General features: G+C 69.3%; 21 protein-coding genes. 10 read left to right on the forward strand and 11 right to left on the reverse strand.

Annotated features, from left to right (window positions below):
• Positions 1-12: 12 nt before the first annotated feature.
• A complete protein-coding gene (locus FKN01_RS07110) occupies positions 13-1341 on the forward strand; it encodes a YibE/F family protein (RefSeq protein ID WP_185992776.1) in 1329 nt (442 codons plus the stop codon).
• 79 nt (positions 1342-1420) lie between these two features.
• Here FKN01_RS07110 and FKN01_RS07115 read toward each other — a convergent pair whose 3' ends face one another.
• The 4 genes from FKN01_RS07115 to FKN01_RS07130 all read right to left on the reverse strand — a co-directional run bounded on the left by FKN01_RS07115 (position 1421) and on the right by FKN01_RS07130 (position 3636).
• On the reverse strand, positions 1421-1858 hold the full coding sequence (locus FKN01_RS07115) for an SsgA family sporulation/cell division regulator (protein ID WP_018101854.1): 438 nt from the start codon (positions 1856-1858) through the stop codon (positions 1421-1423).
• A 101-nt stretch (positions 1859-1959) separates the two neighbouring features.
• On the reverse strand, positions 1960-2730 hold the full coding sequence (locus tag FKN01_RS07120; RefSeq protein ID WP_313906140.1) for a helix-turn-helix domain-containing protein: 771 nt from the start codon (positions 2728-2730) through the stop codon (positions 1960-1962).
• A gap of 240 nt (positions 2731-2970) precedes the next feature.
• Positions 2971-3186: a DUF5326 family protein gene (locus tag FKN01_RS07125; protein WP_026171356.1), complete on the reverse strand. Its 216-nt coding sequence runs from the start codon at positions 3184-3186 to the stop codon at positions 2971-2973.
• 132 nt (positions 3187-3318) lie between these two features.
• Positions 3319-3636 carry a cupin domain-containing protein gene (locus tag FKN01_RS07130; RefSeq protein ID WP_143617534.1) on the reverse strand — a complete coding sequence of 106 codons (318 nt, stop codon included), beginning with the start codon at positions 3634-3636 and terminating at the stop codon, positions 3319-3321.
• 69 nt (positions 3637-3705) lie between these two features.
• On the opposite strand from FKN01_RS07130, the gene FKN01_RS07135 reads away from it, so the two are divergent.
• From FKN01_RS07135 to FKN01_RS07155, 5 genes are all read left to right on the forward strand, one after another.
• Entirely contained in the window at positions 3706-4083 is a 378-nt protein-coding gene (locus tag FKN01_RS07135; RefSeq protein ID WP_143617536.1) for a phage holin family protein, read from the forward strand.
• An 87-nt stretch (positions 4084-4170) separates the two neighbouring features.
• Positions 4171-5301 (forward strand): cystathionine gamma-lyase, encoded by a 1131-nt coding sequence (locus tag FKN01_RS07140; RefSeq protein WP_143617538.1) that lies wholly within the window; start codon positions 4171-4173, stop codon positions 5299-5301.
• A gap of 212 nt (positions 5302-5513) precedes the next feature.
• Positions 5514-6410 (forward strand): LysR family transcriptional regulator, encoded by an 897-nt coding sequence (locus FKN01_RS07145; protein WP_143617540.1) that lies wholly within the window; start codon positions 5514-5516, stop codon positions 6408-6410.
• A 63-nt stretch (positions 6411-6473) separates the two neighbouring features.
• A complete protein-coding gene (locus tag FKN01_RS07150; protein WP_143617542.1) occupies positions 6474-6953 on the forward strand; it encodes an NUDIX domain-containing protein in 480 nt (159 codons plus the stop codon).
• A gap of 158 nt (positions 6954-7111) precedes the next feature.
• Entirely contained in the window at positions 7112-7993 is an 882-nt protein-coding gene (locus tag FKN01_RS07155) for a GNAT family N-acetyltransferase (protein ID WP_260696806.1), read from the forward strand.
• 10 nt (positions 7994-8003) lie between these two features.
• Here FKN01_RS07155 and FKN01_RS07160 read toward each other — a convergent pair whose 3' ends face one another.
• Positions 8004-9215 (reverse strand): MFS transporter, encoded by a 1212-nt coding sequence (locus tag FKN01_RS07160; RefSeq protein WP_143617545.1) that lies wholly within the window; start codon positions 9213-9215, stop codon positions 8004-8006.
• 136 nt (positions 9216-9351) lie between these two features.
• Between FKN01_RS07160 and FKN01_RS07165 the strand changes: the two genes are divergently transcribed.
• The 3 genes from FKN01_RS07165 to FKN01_RS07175 are packed head-to-tail and all read left to right on the forward strand — an operon-like array spanning position 9352 to position 11513.
• Positions 9352-9813 carry a MarR family winged helix-turn-helix transcriptional regulator gene (locus FKN01_RS07165; protein ID WP_143617548.1) on the forward strand — a complete coding sequence of 154 codons (462 nt, stop codon included), beginning with the start codon at positions 9352-9354 and terminating at the stop codon, positions 9811-9813.
• A 53-nt stretch (positions 9814-9866) separates the two neighbouring features.
• Complete coding sequence (locus tag FKN01_RS07170) at positions 9867-10319, forward strand: GNAT family N-acetyltransferase (RefSeq protein WP_143617550.1); 453 nt, start codon at positions 9867-9869, stop codon at positions 10317-10319.
• Between the two features lie 30 nt (positions 10320-10349).
• Positions 10350-11513, forward strand: coding sequence for a winged helix DNA-binding domain-containing protein (locus FKN01_RS07175; protein WP_143617552.1), 1164 nt, complete (start codon positions 10350-10352; stop codon positions 11511-11513).
• A 63-nt stretch (positions 11514-11576) separates the two neighbouring features.
• On the opposite strand, the gene FKN01_RS07180 is transcribed toward FKN01_RS07175, so the two are convergent.
• Positions 11577-12959 (reverse strand): serine hydrolase, encoded by a 1383-nt coding sequence (locus FKN01_RS07180; RefSeq protein WP_143617554.1) that lies wholly within the window; start codon positions 12957-12959, stop codon positions 11577-11579.
• A gap of 60 nt (positions 12960-13019) precedes the next feature.
• Positions 13020-14498 carry a replicative DNA helicase gene (gene dnaB, locus FKN01_RS07185; protein ID WP_143617556.1) on the reverse strand — a complete coding sequence of 493 codons (1479 nt, stop codon included), beginning with the start codon at positions 14496-14498 and terminating at the stop codon, positions 13020-13022.
• A 459-nt stretch (positions 14499-14957) separates the two neighbouring features.
• Here dnaB and FKN01_RS07190 point away from each other — a divergent pair, with 459 nt between their 5' ends.
• Entirely contained in the window at positions 14958-16295 is a 1338-nt protein-coding gene (locus FKN01_RS07190) for an MATE family efflux transporter (protein WP_143617558.1), read from the forward strand.
• Between the two features lie 86 nt (positions 16296-16381).
• Here the strand turns inward: FKN01_RS07190 and rplI are convergent, their stop codons facing one another.
• The 4 genes from rplI to rpsF form a co-directional block, all read right to left on the reverse strand.
• The gene (gene rplI / locus FKN01_RS07195; protein ID WP_143617560.1) at positions 16382-16828 is read right to left on the reverse strand and encodes a 50S ribosomal protein L9; all 447 of its coding nucleotides are present in this window, start codon (positions 16826-16828) and stop codon (positions 16382-16384) included.
• A gap of 18 nt (positions 16829-16846) precedes the next feature.
• The gene (rpsR, locus tag FKN01_RS07200) at positions 16847-17083 is read right to left on the reverse strand and encodes a 30S ribosomal protein S18 (protein WP_003967857.1); all 237 of its coding nucleotides are present in this window, start codon (positions 17081-17083) and stop codon (positions 16847-16849) included.
• Between the two features lie 43 nt (positions 17084-17126).
• Complete coding sequence (locus FKN01_RS07205) at positions 17127-17720, reverse strand: single-stranded DNA-binding protein (RefSeq protein WP_143617562.1); 594 nt, start codon at positions 17718-17720, stop codon at positions 17127-17129.
• Positions 17721-17792: 72 nt separating this feature from the next.
• Positions 17793-18083 (reverse strand): 30S ribosomal protein S6, encoded by a 291-nt coding sequence (rpsF, locus tag FKN01_RS07210; RefSeq protein ID WP_018101872.1) that lies wholly within the window; start codon positions 18081-18083, stop codon positions 17793-17795.
• Positions 18084-18211: the final 128 nt, after the last annotated feature.

Raw genomic sequence — 18211 nt, forward strand, 5'->3', positions numbered from 1 at the left:
GATGATCGGCCGGTGACGTCCCCCCATCGCGACCCGGAACCGCAGGGCCATGAGCACGCGCACGCACACAGCCATGGCCCGGCCGCACCCGTCTCACCCCATCTGCGCAAGGTGATCGCCACCGTGCTGATCCCCTTCGCGACCGCCGTGCTCGTCGGGCTGGTGGCGCTCTGGCCGGGGGGCGCGCCGGCGCACGAACGGACCGGTGTCGGTTTCGACCGGCAGACCCAGCAGGGAAAGGTGGTGAGCGTCGTCAAGGCCGACTGCGAGGACATGAACGCCGTCCAGCTTCCCGTCAGTGGCGAGACCCGGCCCCCCGAGGGCCGGCCGGCGACGGGCGCCCTCTGCGAGAAGGCCACCGTCGAGGTCACCAGCGGTCCGGACGCGGGGCGCCGCTTCATCGAGGTCGTCCAGCCCGACGCACCGAGGCAACTGCGGGAGGGGCAGGGGGTGGTGGTGGCGTACGCCCCCGACGCGCCCCATGACCTCCAGTACTCGGTGACGGACGTGAACCGGAAGTTCCCCTTGTACCTGCTGGCCGGGATCTTCGCCCTCGCGGTGGTGCTCGTGGGCAGGATGCGCGGGGTCATGGCTCTGGTGGCGCTCGCCCTGTCGTTCGCCGTACTGACCCTGTTCATCCTTCCGGCCGTACTCCAGGGCGCGAATCCGCTGCTGGTGGCGGTCGTCGGGGCCGGTGCGATCATGCTGATCGCGCTCTACATCTGCCACGGGCCGACCGCCCGCACCTCCGTCGCCGTCATCGGCACCCTGATCTCACTTCTCCTGATCGGGCTGCTCGGCTCGCTCTTCATCGGCTGGGCGAGCCTGAGCGGGAACACCGATGACAGCACCGGCCTCATCCACGGCCTGTATCCGCACATCGACATGAGCGGACTGCTGCTGGCCGGTGTCATCATCGGCTCCCTGGGAGTGCTCGACGACGTCACGGTCACCCAGACCTCGGCGGTCTGGGAGCTGCGCCGGGCGAACCCCGCCATGAGTGCCAAGCAGCTCTACCGGGCAGGGATCAGAATCGGCCGCGATCACATCGCCTCCGTCGTCAACACCCTGGTGCTCGCCTATGCGGGCGCCGCGCTGCCCCTCCTGCTGCTGTTCACGGTCGCGCAGAGCGGTGTGGGGACGGTCGCCAACAGCGAGCTGGTGGCCGAGGAGATCGTGCGCACCCTCGTCGGCTCGATCGGACTGATCGCCTCCGTGCCGGTGACGACAGCACTCGCGGCGCTGGTCGTCTCCGCGGACCGCACGGGGGTCGGCGCGGAAGCCGGGGCTTCGGCACCCGTGCGGAGCGGCAGGGGCCGGCGACGGCGGGCGAGGTCGTAACCGGAGCACACAGCGTGATTCACCCGATCGGCAGGTGTCATGTTCGAGTGGCAAGACGCCCCCAGGGCCGCGAACCCCTTCAGCCCGCGTTCTGCTCTTCGGCCAGAATGCGCCCCAGCGCCTCCTCCAAATTGCCGTCGAAGTCACCCAGCGTGCACTCCTGTCCGAGTGGCACCAGCTTGTCCGTACGGTCGAGGAAGGCGACAAGAGGTGCCGTGCCCGCCCGGAAGAGCGCACGGTCGGCGCCCACCTGCAGCCGGATGTGGACATCACACAGACCCTCGGGCTCGGTCGGCGCGATGTGCACATCGCCGTCACCACTGGGGCTGTTGAGGCCGTCGAGCAACAGCTCACGGCCGAAGGCCCAGGTGACGGGGGCGTCGCCGGGCAGATGGAAGGTCATCCGGATCGCGTACGGATCGCACACTTCGTACCGGAGCTCCACCGGGATACGGAAAGAGAGCTCCTCGGAGACGAGGAAGCTCATCATGACCTCAGCTTGAACCGACTCGCGCATCGTTCAACCCCGCAGTAGATGAATCTGGCCAGGAATGATCCCCCATGGCCCTATTGACGCCATCGTGGTGCACGCGATAGCAGATCACAAGGAGTGATTTTTCAGATACTGATAGAGAACACGAACGAACGCAAGAGGCTCGACACTTCGCCGCGTAGTCGTTCGACTGCGGGCAGCAACCGATCTTCCTCGTGGAGGGGGACCGAAATGGCCATCGCGGCGGCGGTGAATCCGGCCGTGATCGGGATGGCCGCGCAAACGGTTCCGAGCGCGTACTCCTGTCGCTCGATGACCGGTTCCGTACGCTCCAGCGACCGCAGCCGGGCGAGGAACGCAGCGCGATCGCGCACCGAGTACCGGGTCAACGGGCGCACCGGGTGCCGGTCCAGGTGGTCCTCTCGAGCCTTCTCGTCCAGCCGGCTCAGCAGGCACTGGCCGATCGCGTGCGCGTGCCCGGTCTCGCGGAAGGCCGCCCACTCGTCGACCGCGGGGCGCTCGGGGGTGTCCGCCACGGCGAGCAGCTCGATCTCGCCCTCGCGGTAGATCGCGCAGTACACCGGGGCGCCGACGACGTCCCGCCAGCGGCCCATCGAACGGGCCATGACGCTGCGGCGGTTCTGAGCGGCGCGGTCGCTCATCAGCCGTTCGGCGGCGGCGCCGAAGTGGAAGACGCCGTTCTCCCGTCGCAGATACCCCTCGTGGGTCAGGGTCCGCAGCAGGTGGTACGCGGTGGGAAGGGGAAGCCCCGCTTCCCTCGCGAGCTGTTTGGCCGGGGCCCCGTCGCGATGGGTGCCCACAGCCTCCAGCAGCCTCAGCGCCCGCTGCACCGACCCGATGAGCGTCGGAACAGCCGTACTCGATGCCGTGGTCAACGGTCACCCCCAGGCGTGGTGACGGGCGGTCAGCCCGCCCGTGGGGGCCGCCCCCACAGGTCTGCCGCGGACCCGGGGGTCCGGAGACCGGATCCCGTACAAACCACTGGTCGGGGTGGTGACTTACGGCGTTTTCCCAGGCGGCGGCAGAGGTCTGTCACTGTATCGGCCGCTCCGTGACCGGGTGCCGATTCGCCTTCCCCTTAGCTCAGCTGGGCTAATCCCCCATCGGGCGTGCGGTCACCAGCCGTTTCCGGAGGACGACGACATGAACTTCCGTACGACGAAGACGAGGCCGCCGACCAGGATCACGAAGATCAGGATCTTGAAGAGCAGACCGACCACGAAAGCGACCAGGCTGGCGATCAGACCACCGAACACGACGATCGCGAGCACGGGCACCGCGATCCACTTCACCCACCAGGGCATACCAGCGAATATCTCCCGCACGGCCATCGTCCTTACCTCGTCTCTGTGAGTTCCTGCTTCGATGCTAGAGGCGGAAGACGGCCACCGGACGCCGGGAAGCCCTTGTCCTCCCCTGATCGATCCCTTAGGGAACCCGGGGGCGGAGCACCCGGGGCGGACTCATCCCTCGGGCGGCGAGAAGACCACCATCACGCGCAGGTCCTCGGTGATGTGGTGGAACTTATGGGCCGTGCCGGCGGGGACATACACGACACTTCCTCTTCCCACCTGTGTCGTTTCCATGCCGACGGTGATCGACGCGCGACCACTGACCACGAAGTAGACCTCGTCCTGGCTGTGCGGCTGCTGCGGATCGAGGTCGCCGGCGTCCAGAGCGTACAGACCGACCGACATGTTCCGCTCGCGGATGAACTGCAGATACGCGCCGTCGTTGGCGGCCCGTTCCGCCTCCAGTTCGTCCAGCCTGAATGCCTTCATGGACCGTCCGCCCCTCGCCTCTGCCCCAGCCGGTGTCCGCCACCGATCATGTCTGCCACGATCAGACACATGAAGAATTTTGTAGTCAAGACGATCGCCAACGCGGGTGCGCTGGCCGTGGCCATCTGGCTGGTCCAGGACATCACCCTGACCGGCGGCAGCACCGGCCGCAAGGCCCTGACCCTGATCCTCGTCGCGCTCGTCTTCGGCCTGGTCAACGTCGTGGTCAAGCCGATCGTGAAGCTGCTCACCCTGCCCCTCTTCATCCTCACACTGGGCCTGATCACCCTCGTAGTGAACGCCCTGATGCTGCTGCTCACCTCCTGGCTGGCCGGAGTGCTCGACCTGAGCTTCCACGTCGACGGCTTCTGGACCGCCGTCCTCGGCGGCCTGATCGTCTCGATCGTGTCCTGGGCGCTGAACGTCGTCCTCCCCGACGAGGACTGATCCGCCCGGCGGGAAGCGGCACGCGCCCACCTGGCACAGTGCGACCAGGACCGGTGACCCGCCGGAGAGAGAAGCGAGGACGAAACCATGAGCACCAGGGGCGACGGAACGCGCGCGGTACGCGCGGGGCTGCCGGAACCGCAGCAGTACGAGCCCACCCTCCCCGGACCGGTCTTCGCCGCGCATTACCACCTGTCCGGCGAACCGACCGGCCCCTACACCTACGGCCGGGACGGCAACCCGACCTGGACCCGTCTCGAAGAGGCCATCGGGGAACTCGAAGCACCGGGCGAGGACGTGCAGACCACGGTCTTCGCCTCGGGAATGGCGGCGATCTCGGCCGTCCTGCTCTCCCAGGCACGCAGCGGCGACGCCGTCGTCCTCCCCGACGACGGCTATCAGGCGCTCCCCCTGCTGCGCGAGCAACTGGAGGCGTACGGAGTCGAGGTGCGGACCGCGCCGACCGGCGGCGATGCCCAGCTCACCGTCCTGGAGGGCGCGAAGCTCCTGTGGCTGGAGACGCCCTCCAACCCGGGCCTCGACGTCTGCGACGTGCGGCGCCTCGTCGAGGCCGCGCACGCCGGCGGCACGCTGGTCGCCGTCGACAACACCCTCGCCACCCCGCTCGGCCAGCGACCGCTGGAGCTGGGCGCCGATTTCTCGGTCGCCAGTGACACCAAGGGCATGACGGGCCACGGCGACCTGCTGCTCGGCCATGTGACCTGCCGCGACCCCGAGCTCACGGCCGGAGTGCGGCGCTGGCGCAAGATCGCCGGCGCGATCCCCGGCCCGATGGAGGCATGGCTCGCGCACCGGTCCCTGGCCACCCTGGAGCTGCGGATCGAGCGGCAGTGCGCCAACGCCCTCGCGCTCGCCCAGGTGCTCGACAAGCACCAGGCCGTGTCCGGGCTGCGCTACCCCGGCCTGCCCACCGACCCCTCGTACGCGAACGCCGTACGCCAGATGCGGCGCTTCGGCTCCGTGGTGTCGTTCGTGCTCGCCGACCGGGGAACCGCGGAACGCTTCCTGGCGGGCCTGCGGCTGGTCGAGGACGCCACCAGCTTCGGAGGCGTACGCTCCACCGCCGAGCGGCGGGGCCGCTGGGGCGGCGACGCCGTACCTGAAGGGTTCATCCGCTTCTCCGTCGGCGCCGAGAATGCCGCCGACCTGGTGGCCGATGTCGAACAGGCGCTGGCCGGGGCCGTCGCCGGGAGCTGATCCCGCGGCACGGTACGACGGTCCGAGCCTCCCCCCTCGTGGCTCGGACCGCCCCGGCCCTTCGCGTTTCTCCGTGAAGGACCGCCTTGTCAAGGCTAGTTGACTCAGCGTCAGTGTCCAATCACAGTAGCGACAGAGACCTATCGACATATTTATAGGTGTCCGGGGTCCGATCGGAAGCGTCACGGCGTGAGGGCGAGAGGGGCAAGAGCGTGGATCTGGCCCTGCTGCGTACCTTCGTCACCGTCCACCGGGCCGGCTCGTTCACCCGCGCCGCCGCGCTGCTCGGTCTCTCGCAGCCCGCTGTGACCTCCCAGATACGCACCCTGGAACGCCAGCTGGGCCGTCCGCTGTTCCTGCGCAGGGCCCGGGGAGTGACACCGACGACGATCGGCGACGAACTCGCGCACCGGGCCGCGCCGCACCTGGACGCCCTCGTCGAGATCGCCGAGACCGAGCTCGATGAGGAGTCGGGCGTCCGGACACTGCATCTGGCGGGCCCACCGGAATTCCTCTCCCTGCGCGTCCTGCCCGCGCTCACCCCGCTGATCGCCCAGGGCCTCGCGCTGCGCGGTTCGTTCTCCGCCGACGCGGACGAAGTCTTGGAGGGCCTGGCCGCCGGCCACCACGACTTGGCCCTCGTGACGGCCCGGCCGCGCGGGGAACTGCTCACCGCCACCCCACTCTGCGACGAGGAGCACGTCCTGGTCGCCGCCCCGCGCTGGGCCGGCCGGCTGGGGCCGGGCACGCTGCGACGCAACGGCCCCGTGGTCCTGGAGCAGCTGCCCGTGGTGGAGGTGCACGAGAGCCTGCCGCTCGTCTCCCGCTACTGGGCCGCCGTCTTCGAGAGCGCGCCCGCAGCCGCCGGCGCCGTCATCGCCCCGGATTTGCGGGCGGTCCTGGCGTGCGCGTCCGCGGGCGCCGGGCTCGCCGTGCTGCCGCGCTATCTGTGCCAGGGCGCGCTGGAACGCGGCGAGGTGGTGGCGCTCCTCGACCCTCCGGTCCCGCCCCTGCGCACGTACTTCCTCGCCGCGCGGACCGGCACGCTCGCGCTTCCGCATCTCGCCCGGGCGCACGAGTGGCTGCTGCGGGCCGCGGCCGACTGGTGACCTCAGGAGCGCCCGACAGCGCCCCGGTGTTTCAGAACGGGTCCCATGGGCCACGCTTCTGCCATGACCGAACGTCCTGTGGTCAAGCGCACCGCACGCGCCATCCTGCTCGACGGCGACGACCTCGTCCTCATCAAGCGCACCAAGCCCGGGGTGGACCCGTACTGGCTCACTCCGGGGGGCGGGGTCGAGCCCGAGGACGCCACCGTGGTCGACGCCCTGCACCGCGAAGTGGACGAGGAACTGGGCGCCAAGATCACCGATGTGGTGCCCTGCTTCGTCGACACCGTGGAACACATCGAGGAGGGAGGGGTGAAGGGCGTCAAGGTCCAGCACTTCTTCGTCTGCCGCCTCGACTCCATGGATCTGTCCCTGCGCCACGGCCCCGAGATCGACGCGCCCTGCGGCGAGTACGACGTCGTGCGCGTGCCCTTCAGCCGGGTCGGGATTGCCGCAGTGCACCTCGTGCCGCTGTCGTTGCGGCACTATCTGGACGGCAATATCGAAGGCGTCCGGGCTCTGCACGCCGCTGACCTGGGCTGACACACCGAGCGGGGCACATGGAGGCGGCCCTCACGCCGTGCCCGTGTTTCACGTGAAACCGCTGGCCGCCAAGGCCCGGGCCCAAATTTCGCTGCGGGACTCGACCAGTTCCGGTAAAGCGGTGGACGAGCGATCATCGGTCGGAGAGCCTGGCCCGTATGCCCAGCTCATTGCCTCGCCCGCTGTCCGATCTCCCCATCCGGCGCCTCACTCGGGACGACCTGGTCGCCTGCGCCGATCTCAGCGAGGACCGGGGCTGGCCGCGCGATGAGGAGCGTTGGACGCTGCTCCTCGCCGCCGGCACGGGCTACGGGATCGATGACCCCGACAGCAAGGGCTTGATGGGGAGCTGTGTGGTGCTCCCGTACGGCACCGAGATGGCGGCCGTCGGCATGCTGCTCGTTGCCGGGCGCCATGCCCGTCGCGGGGTGGGCCGGTATCTGATGCAACGGGTGATCGAGGCCGCCGGGGACACCCCGCTCAGCCTCCATGCGACGGCGTCGGGCCGCCCCCTCTACGAAGAGCTCGGATTCGCGCCCGTGGGGCGCACCATCCGTCTCAGTGGGGCCTTCCGGCCGGCGGCGGCAGCCCTGCATGCTCTTGGCGGCCCCGAGACCGTCATCCGGTCTGCTTCCGCCCATGATCTGCGGGCCGTGGTGCGGCTGGACTCGGCCGTCTTCGGGCTCGACCGCACGCATCTGCTGACCCGGCTCCCGACGTTCGCCGATCACCTGCGCGTCGCCGAGGAGGACGGGGAGCTCACCGGGTTCGCCGCGCTCTCGCCGAGCGCGGCGAACCATGCCGTCGGGCCCCTGATCGCCAAGGACACCTCCACGGCGAAGCTGCTCGTGGCCTCGCTGGCCGAAGCTACGGACCGGCCGCTGCGCGTGGATGTCGACGCCCGCCACGAGGACCTGCTGGACTGGCTGGTGCGCTGTGGACTGCGGTCGGACTCGGAGACCACGGTGATGGCGCTGGGCGGACGGCAGCACGCGGACTGGCCCCGCTACTTCGCGCCCTTCAGCCTGGCCACGGGCTGACCCATCCGATTCAGCTCCGAGTGTCGAGGGCCGCTGCCGGCTCGGGGGTGTGGGTAGCGACGAGGCGGCTCGGTGCGGTCGTACGGCGCTCCAGCGCACCGGCGACGAGGGCGAGAACCAGAGCCGATGCGGCGAGCGCCGCTCCGACCCAGTTGGGAGCGGTGTAGCCGAGGCCGGCACCGATGACGATCCCGCCGAGCCAGGCCGCGAGCGCGTTGCCCAGATTGAAGGCGCCGATGTTCATCGCCGAGGCCAGCGTCGGGGCGTCCGCCGCCTGGTCGAGCACCCGCTTCTGGAGGGGTGGCACGGTCGCGAAGCCGAAGGCACCGATCAGAACGAGGGTGACCGCAGCCGCGACCTTGTTGTGGGCGGTCAGAGTGAAGAGGACCAGGACCAGGGCGAGACCGCTCAGCGACACGAAGAGCAGCAGCGCGGGACGCCGGTCGGCGTACCTGCCGCCGATCAGGTTCCCGCCGACCATGCCGAGACCGAACAGAATCAGGAGCCAGGTGACGGCGGAGGCCGAGTACCCGGCGGTCTCGGTCATCATCGGTGTGATGTAGGTGATCGCCGCGAAAACGCCGCCGAATCCGAGGACGGTCATCGCCATGGCGAGCAGGACCTGCACATTGCGGAACGCCGCGATTTCCTGCCGCAGTCTGACGCCCTCGGCGCGGGGCTGTTCCGGTACTAGCCGGGCGACGCCGAGAAGGCCGAGGACGCCCAGCGCGGCGACGAGGAAGAACGTGACCCGCCACCCGGTGTGCTGCCCGATGTAGGTGCCCGCCGGCACCCCGACGACGTTGGCGACGGTGAGCCCGGTGAACATCAGGGCGATGGCGCCGGCCTTCTTCTGCGGAGCGACCAGATCCGCCGCTACGACCGCTCCGATGCCGAAGAACGCACCGTGGGCGAGCGAGGCGATCACCCGGCCGGCGACCATCACCGCGAAGACGGGAGCGGCTGCGGTGACCACGTTGCCGACGATGAACAAGCCCATGAGGACCATCAGCATCCGCTTGCGGCTGACCTTCGTGCCGAGCACGGTCATCAGCGGCGCGCCGAGCACGACGCCGAGCGCGTAGCCCGTGGCCAGGAAGCCGGCAGCCGGGATGGACACCTGGAACTCGGCGGCCGCCTCGGGAAGCAGCCCCATGACCACGAACTCGGTGGTCCCGATACCGAATGCCCCGATGGCCAGGGCGAGGAGTGCGAGCGGCATGGGTCCCCTTCCAAGTGATTGCTAGTGCCCCTTACAGGCTTAGACAATAATTGCAGACGCTCTTTAATTGCAAGCGCTGGCTATTGCGGTAGTCGGCTACTCTGGATGTAAGCGGCTCCGATACGGAGGAGAGACCATGACAGCCACTGACCCGGCTCTGACCGCCCTCTCCCAGGGCTGGATCGCGCTGTCCCTGCTCCACGGCAGGATCGAGACCCGCATCGAGCGTGCCTTGCAGAGCGGCCACAACCTGAGCGTCCGCGAGTACTCCCTGCTGGACGTGCTCAGCCGACAGCACAGCGGCCCAGGCGGGCATCTGCAGATGAAGCAGGTGGCGGATGCCGTCGGGCTGAGCCAGAGCGCCACCACGCGCCTGGTGACCCGCCTCGAAGACCGAGGGCTGCTGACCCGGTATCTCTGCGACACCGACCGCCGGGGCATCTACACCGACGTCACCCCCGCCGGGCTCTCCCTGGTCGCTGACGCCCGGCCCACCAACGACCGTGCTCTGCGCAGCGCGCTCGACGAGGCCGCCCAGAACCCCGAACTCGCCCCGCTCGTCCGTGCCGTCGAGGAACTGAAGGCCGTTCCCGTCTAGAGCCCGACCGAACGGCGGGGTCCAGCTGCTGTCGACTGCGTAGGCTGCGGATCATGAGGGATCTGGAGATACGCCGAGCTACCGCTGACGATCTGGCCGACATCGTGGCTCTGCTCGCCGACGATCCGCTGGGCGCCCAGCGCGAGTCACCGGACGACCTCGCGCCCTACCGAGCGGCGCTCCGGCGGCTGGCCGACGACCCGAATCAGCACCTGATGGTCGCCGTGCGCGAGGAGCGCGTCGTCGGGACCATGCAGCTGACCGTGATCCCGGGGCTGTCCCGGCGCGGCTCGACCCGGTCCGTGATCGAAGGTGTCCGCATCCACGCGGACGAACGGGGAAGCGGCCTCGGTACCCGGCTGATTCAGTGGGCGGTGGACGAATCACGTCGGCAGGGCTGCCAACTGGTACAGCTCACTTCCGACGCGTCCCGCACCGACGCTCATCGCTTCTACGAGCGGCTGGGGTTCGCCGCCAGCCATGTGGGCTTCAAACTCGCACTCTGACCTGTCTGCCTCGTTCCCGAGGAGCCCGACGTGCAACGCATCAGTGACGAACAGCGGCGTATCCGGATCACCCGCCGCCATCTGCTGACCCCCGCTGAACGGGCGTCGTCGCCCGTCGTGGTGGCCGACGCCCTCGTCGCGCTCCACGCGACCGACGCGGCCACCGTCTTCCTCTCGGCCTGCGCCAGGCTCGCCGAACCCGATGTTGCCGAGGTGGAGCGGTCTCTCTACGAAGACGTCTCCCTGGTGCGGATGCTCTCCATGCGCAACACCCTCTTCGTCGTGTCGGACGAGACGGCCCCGCACGTCGAGGCGGCGAACGCGCGCGCTGTGGCCGCCAAGGAGCGCCGCAATCTGCTCAAGCATCTCCGCGAGGACGGAAACGGCCTGGACGAACGCTGGCTGGACGAGACCGAGCGGAGCACCCTCGCCTTCCTGAACAGCAGTGGCCCTGTGTCGGGCAGCGAACTCGCCGCCGGTGTGGCCGCCCTTCGCACCAAGATCACCGTCTTCCCCGGGAAGAAGCAGGAAACGGTCCAGGGCGTCGCGACCCGGGTGATCCGGGTGCTGGCCGCCGAGGGAAGGATCCGCAGGGACCGGCCGCGGGGCTCTTGGACGTCCAGCCAGTTCCGCTGGGCCCCGGCCCGCCCACGACCCGTGGAGGCAACCGCTCCGGCCCAGGCGGAACTGGCCCTGCGCTGGCTCCGGGCGTACGGTCCGGGCACCGAGGCAGACCTGAAGTGGTGGACCGGCTGGGGCACCCGTGAGGTCCGTACGGCTCTCGCCGCTGTCGGAGCCGTGGAAGTACGGCTCGACAGCGGAGCTCCGGCCTGGGTCGCCCCCGGAGACACGGAGCCCGAGCCCGCCCAGGCCCCCTGCGCGGCCCTGCTGCCCGCCCTCGACCCCAGTGGTATGGGTTGGGCGGACCGTGGCTTCCATCTGCCGGCCGAGCACCGGGCCGCCCTCTTCGACCGCTCGGGAAACATCGGTCCCACGGTGTGGTGGGGCGGCCGGATCGTGGGGGGCTGGGCCCAGCGCGGCGACGGCGAGCTCACCTGGCGGCTGCTGACCGATCCGGGCCGGGAAGCGACGGCAGCGATCGAGGCCGAGGCGGCCCGGCTGTCGGGCTGGGTGGGGGAAGCCCGGATCACCCCGCGGTTCCGGACCCCGCTGGAACGGGAGTTGACGGCCTGAGCAGCGGTGAGGCCCGTTTCACGTGAAACAGGCCTCACCTGTTCCGGGCGCGTCCGGCTGCGCTCAGTCCCCCAGACCGCGCCACCCCTCCTCGTCCACGCCGCCGGGCACCGCTGCCGCGGGGTCGTACGGCTCACGCGTGAAAACGAAAGACCCCAGGTCGAGGTGGCTCACACTGCCGTCCGTGTTCCGCACGATCCGCAGCGTCTCCCCCGCGTAGTAACCGTCCAGGCCGACCCAGGTGCCGTCCGGGCGCGCGGTGAAGCGTGCGCCTCGGCCCTGGCCGTTCACCGGCCGCAGCTCCAGCCCGCGATCGGCGGTCAGCGTCAGGATGTTGGGACGCGTGGCCCAGTACCAGGGCCCGGTCAAAGCGAGAAGTTCGGCGTCCACCTCCGGCAGTGGACGCCATGGCTCAGGGATGCGCGGCTCGGCCTCGGCGACGATGTCCACAAGGTCGGCGGCCACCTCACCGATCGCGACCCCGGAAGTCGCGTTGACGAGCACCACGGCCGCCACGTCGTCCTCGGCGCTGACCCAGAGGGCCGCCAGGAACCCGGGAAGCGAACCCGTGTGGCCGATGAAGGTACGGCCCCTGCGCCGGACCAGTTGCAGTCCCAGGCCGTAGTGATCGGCCCACTCACCGGCCGCGGGGGCAGCCGACGGCTGCTTCATCTCCTGCACCGAAGCGGCACAGAGCACCCGGTCGTCCCCGTCAGCGAGGAAGGCCGCGAAGCGGAGCAGATCTGCGGTCGTGGACCAGAGCTGCCCGGCGGGCGCCATGAGGCCCAGGTCCTCCGCCGGTTCGGGGAGCAGAGCGTCCGCCCAGGGGTGCACCGCCCACCCGCCGGCGTGCGGAGCCTGTGGAAGCGAACTGGTCCGGTGCATACCGAGGGGTTCCAGCACCTCGCGACGCAGTACCTCCTCCCAGGACGCCCCGCGCACGGCCTCGACCAGCGAACCGAGCAAGGTGTAGCCAGGGTTGGAGTAGTGGTGCCGATGGCCGGGCGGATGCATCGCGACCTGCTCATCGAGCACGTCCGCGAGCGTGGGCCGCAGACTGCCGGGGGTCCGCTCCCACCAGGGCGCGGTCGTCTCGGCCCCGAGCCCCGCGCTGTGGCCGAGCAGCTGATGGATGGTCACGTCGCCCGCACCGGTGCCGGACAGGTGCTTCTCCAGCGGATCCGCCAGGTCGAGCAGCCCTTCGTCACGCAGCCGCATCACCAGAACGGCGGTGAAGGTCTTGGTGAGGGAGCCGATCCTGAACTGCGTATCCGAGTCCGGGGCATGACCGTCGACGCAGCTGCGCGCACCCTCCCAGACAGCCTGTCCCCGCCGTTGCACGGCGGCGACCAGAGAGGGGGTACGTCCTTCGGCCTGAGCCGTGGCGACGCGGTGCAGCAAGGCCCGTCGGGTGCCGGGAAGCAACTGTTCAACTGGAGAAGTCATCGTCAACACCTACCGCCCGCACGGACGGATGGCGACTCCATTTTCCCGGCCCGGTGCCGATCAGGTCTGCGCCATGTCCACGAAGCGGGAGTAGTGGCCCTGGAAGGCGACGGTGATGGTCGCCGTGGGGCCGTTGCGGTGCTTGGCCACGATCAGGTCCGCCTCGCCGGCGCGCGGCGACTCCTTCTCGTACGCGTCCTCGCGGTGCAGCAGGATGACCATGTCGGCGTCCTGCTCGATGGAGCCGGACTCACGCAGGTCGGAGACCATCGGCTTCTTGTCGGTGCGCTGCTCGGGGCCACGGTTCAGCTGGGAGAGCGCGATGACCGGCAGCTGCAGCTCCTTGGCCAGCAGCTTGAGGTTTCGCGACATGTCGGAGACCTCCTGCTGACGGCTCTCGGCGCGTTTCGAACCGCCGGACTGCATCAGCTGGAGATAGTCGATGACCACGAGTTTGAGGTCGTTGCGCTGCTTGAGGCGACGGCACTTCGCCCGGATCTCCATCATGGAGAGGTTGGGGGAGTCGTCGATGTAGAGCGGGGCTGCGGAGACGTCCGGCATCCGCCGAGCCAGCCGCGTCCAGTCCTCGTCGGTCATCGTGCCGGAACGCATGTGGTGCAGGGCCACCCGCGCTTCGGCGGACAGCAGACGCATCGCGATCTCGTTCCGCCCCATTTCCAGGGAGAAGATCACGCTGGGCATGTTGCTCTTGATCGAACAGGCGCGGGCGAAGTCCAGCGCGAGGGTCGACTTGCCCATGGCGGGACGGGCCGCGATGACGACCATCTGCCCCGGGTGGAGACCGTTCGTCAGAGCGTCGAGGTCGGTGAAGCCGGTGGGCACGCCCGTCATCTCGCCGCTGCGGGAGCCGATCGCCTCGATCTCGTCCAGGGCGCCTTCCATGATGTCGCCGAGCGGCAGGTAGTCCTCACTGGTCCGCTGCTCGGTGACGGCGTAGATCTCCGCCTGGGCCGAGTTCACGATGTCATCGACATCGCCGTCAGCCGCGTATCCCATCTGCGTGATCTTCGTACCGGCTTCCACGAGCCGCCGAAGGACCGCGCGTTCGTGGACGATCTCCGCGTAGTACGAGGCGTTGGCCGCCGTCGGCACCGACTGGACCAGGGTGTGCAGATACGGGGCCCCGCCCACCTTGGTGATCTCACCGCGCTTGACCAGTTCGGCGGCCACGGTGATCGGGTCGGCGGGCTCGCCCTTGGCGTAGAGGTCGAGGATCGCCTGATAGACGGTCTCGTGCGCCGGCCGGTAGAAGTCGTGGGGCTTGAGGACCTCCACGACCTCGGCGATGGCGTCCTTGGACAGGAGCATGCCGCCGAGCACGGACTGCTCCGCGTCCAGGTCCTGGGGTGGCACCCGCTCGAAGCCCGCCGAACCGCCATCCCAGTCGTGGGACTCACGGCCGCGGTCATGCCGCTCGCCCCGGTCCCGGTCCTCACCCCGGCGCTGGCGGGATACGGGCAGCCGGTCACTGGGGCCGGTGTCCGTCCAAGGGTCGTCCAAGGGTTCGGGAATGCTCATCCGGCCACCTCCTCCCGTCCGCTCCGCGGACCTAGCCGTGCTCATCTTTCTTACGGCACGGCACCGACAAACAAGACCCCCGACTCCGGTTCCGGTGTGTCGAGTTCTGCGGGGTCGCAGAGCCGAAACAGGGTGGGGGCGCCGGACTACGGTAGGCGGCTCGGCACCGTCAGCCAATCTGGTTATCCACAGGCCCTGTGGACGAGCGAAGAGATGCTGTGGAGAACTCCCCGGAACCTGTGCACGGACCGGGGGACAGCTCTGTGGACAAACTCATAGACCCGCTGCAAATACGGCCATGACCAGCGCTTTTACCGTCCACCGGCTGTGGGGGAGAAAAAGTTGAACTATCGGGGCGAGATCATCGCGTGTCCGGCGCAAGAGTTAGCCGCAGGCAAGCGAATGTAAGGGCCCACGGCCGATTGCATCGCTTACCTGTGGAAGATTAGATTGGCTGCCATGACCCAGCCACCGGGGACCCCGTCTTCCCGCCGCCGACGCCATGACCGCGAGATCATCGCGCTCGCCGTCCCGGCCTTCGGCGCACTCGTGGCCGAGCCGCTGTTCGTGATGGTCGACAGCGCGATCGTCGGCCATCTGGGCACGCCTCAGCTGGCCGGGCTGGCGGTCGCTGCCGCGCTCCTGACGACCGCGGTGAGCATCTTCGTCTTCCTCGCGTACGCCACCACGGCGGCGGTCGCCCGCCGGGTGGGCGCCGGCGATCTCGCCTCCGCGATTCGGCAGGGCATGGACGGCATCTGGCTGGCGCTCCTGCTCGGCATCGCAGTCATCGCCCTGACGCTCCCCCTCGCCCCCTGGCTCACCGACATCTTCGGCGCCTCCTCCACAGCGGCGCCCCACGCCATCACCTATCTCAGGATCTCCAGCCTCGGCATCCCCGCGATGCTGGTGGTGCTGGCCGCGACCGGCGTACTCCGGGGCCTCCAGGACACCCGCACCCCGCTCTACGTCGCCATCGGCGGGTTCGCCGCCAACGCGGCCCTCAACGCCGGCCTCGTCTACGGCGCCGGCATGGGCATCGCCGGCTCGGCCTGGGGCACCGTCATCGCCCAGCTCGCGATGGCGGCCGCGTATCTGGTCGTCGTCGTCCGGGGGGCCCGGCGCCACGGTGCGTCGCTGCGACCCGACGCGGCGGGCATCAGGGCCTGCGCCCAGGCGGGTGTGCCGCTCCTGGTCCGGACCCTGTCGCTGCGCGCCGTCCTGCTCATCGCCACGGCGGTCGCCGCCCGGCTCGGCGACACCGACATCGCCGCCCACCAGATCATCCTCTCCTTGTGGAGCCTGATGGCCTTCGCCCTCGACGCCATCGCCATCGCCGGGCAGGCCATCATCGGGCGCTACCTGGGCGCGGACGACGCGCAGGGCGCACGAGAGGCGTGCCGCCGGATGGTGGAGTGGGGGGTCGCGTCCGGTGTGGTCCTGGGCGTTCTCATCGTCCTGGCCCGCCCCTTGTTCGTACCGCTGTTCACCGGCGACACGGCCGTCCAGGATGCGTTGCTGCCCGCACTCCTGGTGGTGGCGGCCACCCAGCCGATCGCCGGCGTCGTCTTCGTCCTGGACGGCGTGCTGATGGGCGCCGGCGACGGCCCGTACCTGGCCTGGGCCATGCTCGTGACGCTGGCCGTCTTCGCCCCTGCGGCCCTCCTGGTCCCCACCCTGGGCGGTGGGCTCGGTGCCCTGTGGTGCGCGATGGCGCTCATGATGATCGTGCGGATGACAACGCTCTGGCTTCGTACCCGCTCGGGAAAGTGGCTGGTCACCGGCGCGACCCGCTGACCGGCCCGGGAGGTTTCACGTGAAACGGCGAAGGGCCGCACCCCGGAGGGTGCGGCCCTTCACTGTTCTCCTGAGGTGCGGCCCGATCAGGCAGCAACGACCTCGACGCCGAGCTTCGCAGCGACCTCGGGGTGCAGACGCACGGACACCTGGTGCCCGCCGAGCGTCTTGATCGGCGAGCCCAGCTCGACGCGACGCTTGTCGACGTCCGGACCACCGGCGGCCTTGATCGCCGAGGCGATGTCGGCCGGGGTGACGGAGCCGAAGAGGCGGCCGGCGTCGCCGGAGCGAACGGCCAGACGGACCTTCACGGCCTCCAGCTTGGCCTTGACCTCGTTGGCCTGCTCGATCGTGGCGATCTCGTGGATCTTGCGGGCGCGGCGGATCTGCGCCACGTCCTTCTCGCCACCCTTGGTCCAGCGGATGGCGAAGCCACGCGGAACCAGGTAGTTACGGGCGTACCCGTCCTTGACGTCCACGACGTCGCCCGCAGCACCGAGGCCGGTGACCTCGTGGGTGAGGATGATCTTCATGTTTCGGTCACCCTTCCCTTATCGCGCGGTGGACGTGTAGGGCAGCAGCGCCATCTCACGGCTGTTCTTGACTGCCGTGGCGACGTCACGCTGGTGCTGCGTGCAGTTGCCGGTGACGCGGCGGGCACGGATCTTGCCGCGGTCGGAAATGAACTTCCGCAGCATGTTCGTGTCCTTGTAGTCCACGTACTGGGTCTTGTCCTTGCAGAACGCGCAGACCTTCTTCTTAGGCTTGCGCACAGGCGGCTTCGCCATGGTGTTTCTCCTGTGTGATCAAGAAGTGGGGGTACGAGCTTCCCTAGAAGGGGGGCTCGTCCGAGTAGCCGCCGCCGGAACCGCCGGAGCTTCCGCCCCAGCCGCCTCCGCCTTGCTGGCCGCCCTGGCCGCCGGCCGGAGCACTGGTCGCCCACGGGTCGTCGGCGGGAGCACCGCCGCCGCCCTGCTGGCCACCACCGGGACCGCCGCCCCAGTTGCCACCGCCCTGCTGGCCGCCGCCGTATCCACCCTGGCCGCCCTGGCCACCACGACCGGTGGTCTTGGTGACCTTGGCGGTGGCGTTCTTGAGGCTGGGGCCGACTTCCTCGACGTCCAGCTCGTAGACCGTGCGCTTGACGCCCTCGCGGTCTTCGTACGACCGCTGCTTCAGCCGGCCCTGCACGACAACGCGCATGCCTCGCGTGAGCGACTCGGCGACGTTCTCCGCCGCCTGCCGCCAGACCGAGCAGGTGAGGAACAGGCCTTCGCCGTCCTTCCACTCATTGGTCTGCCGGTCGAAGATGCGGGGAGTGGACGCGACACGGAACTTCGCGACCGCCGCACCGGACGGGGTGAAGCGCAGCTCGGGGTCGTCGACGAGATTGCCGACGACCGTGATGACGGTCTCGCCTGCCATGGGTGAACCTCTCGGCGGGGATTTCTTGCCTGCTTGCTGCTACTCGGACCCGATGACCGCTGAGCCGGAGGCTCAGTGAATCTCGGGACGGAGGACCTTGGTCCGGAGGACCGACTCGTTCAGGTTCATCTGGCGGTCGAGCTCCTTGACGACCGCAGGCTCGGCCTGCAGGTCGATGACCGAGTAGATGCCCTCGGGCTTCTTCTTGATCTCGTAAGCGAGACGACGACGGCCCCAGGTGTCGACCTTCTCAACCTTTCCTTCGCCCTCACGGACGACGGAGAGGAAGTTCTCGATCAGCGGGGAGACTGCTCGCTCCTCGAGATCGGGGTCGAGGATGACCATCACCTCGTAGTGACGCATGTGGAACCCACCTCCTTTGGACTCAGCGGCCACGGTCGTTCCGTGGCAGGAGGGTCGTGATGCGTTGAGCAACGGTGCCCGAGTAAAACAGCCCCCACTGACAGTGCCCTCGGTGAGGAGGGACGGCC

Source organism: Streptomyces sp. 130, assembly GCF_007096885.1.
Lineage (GTDB): Bacteria > Actinomycetota > Actinomycetes > Streptomycetales > Streptomycetaceae > Streptomyces.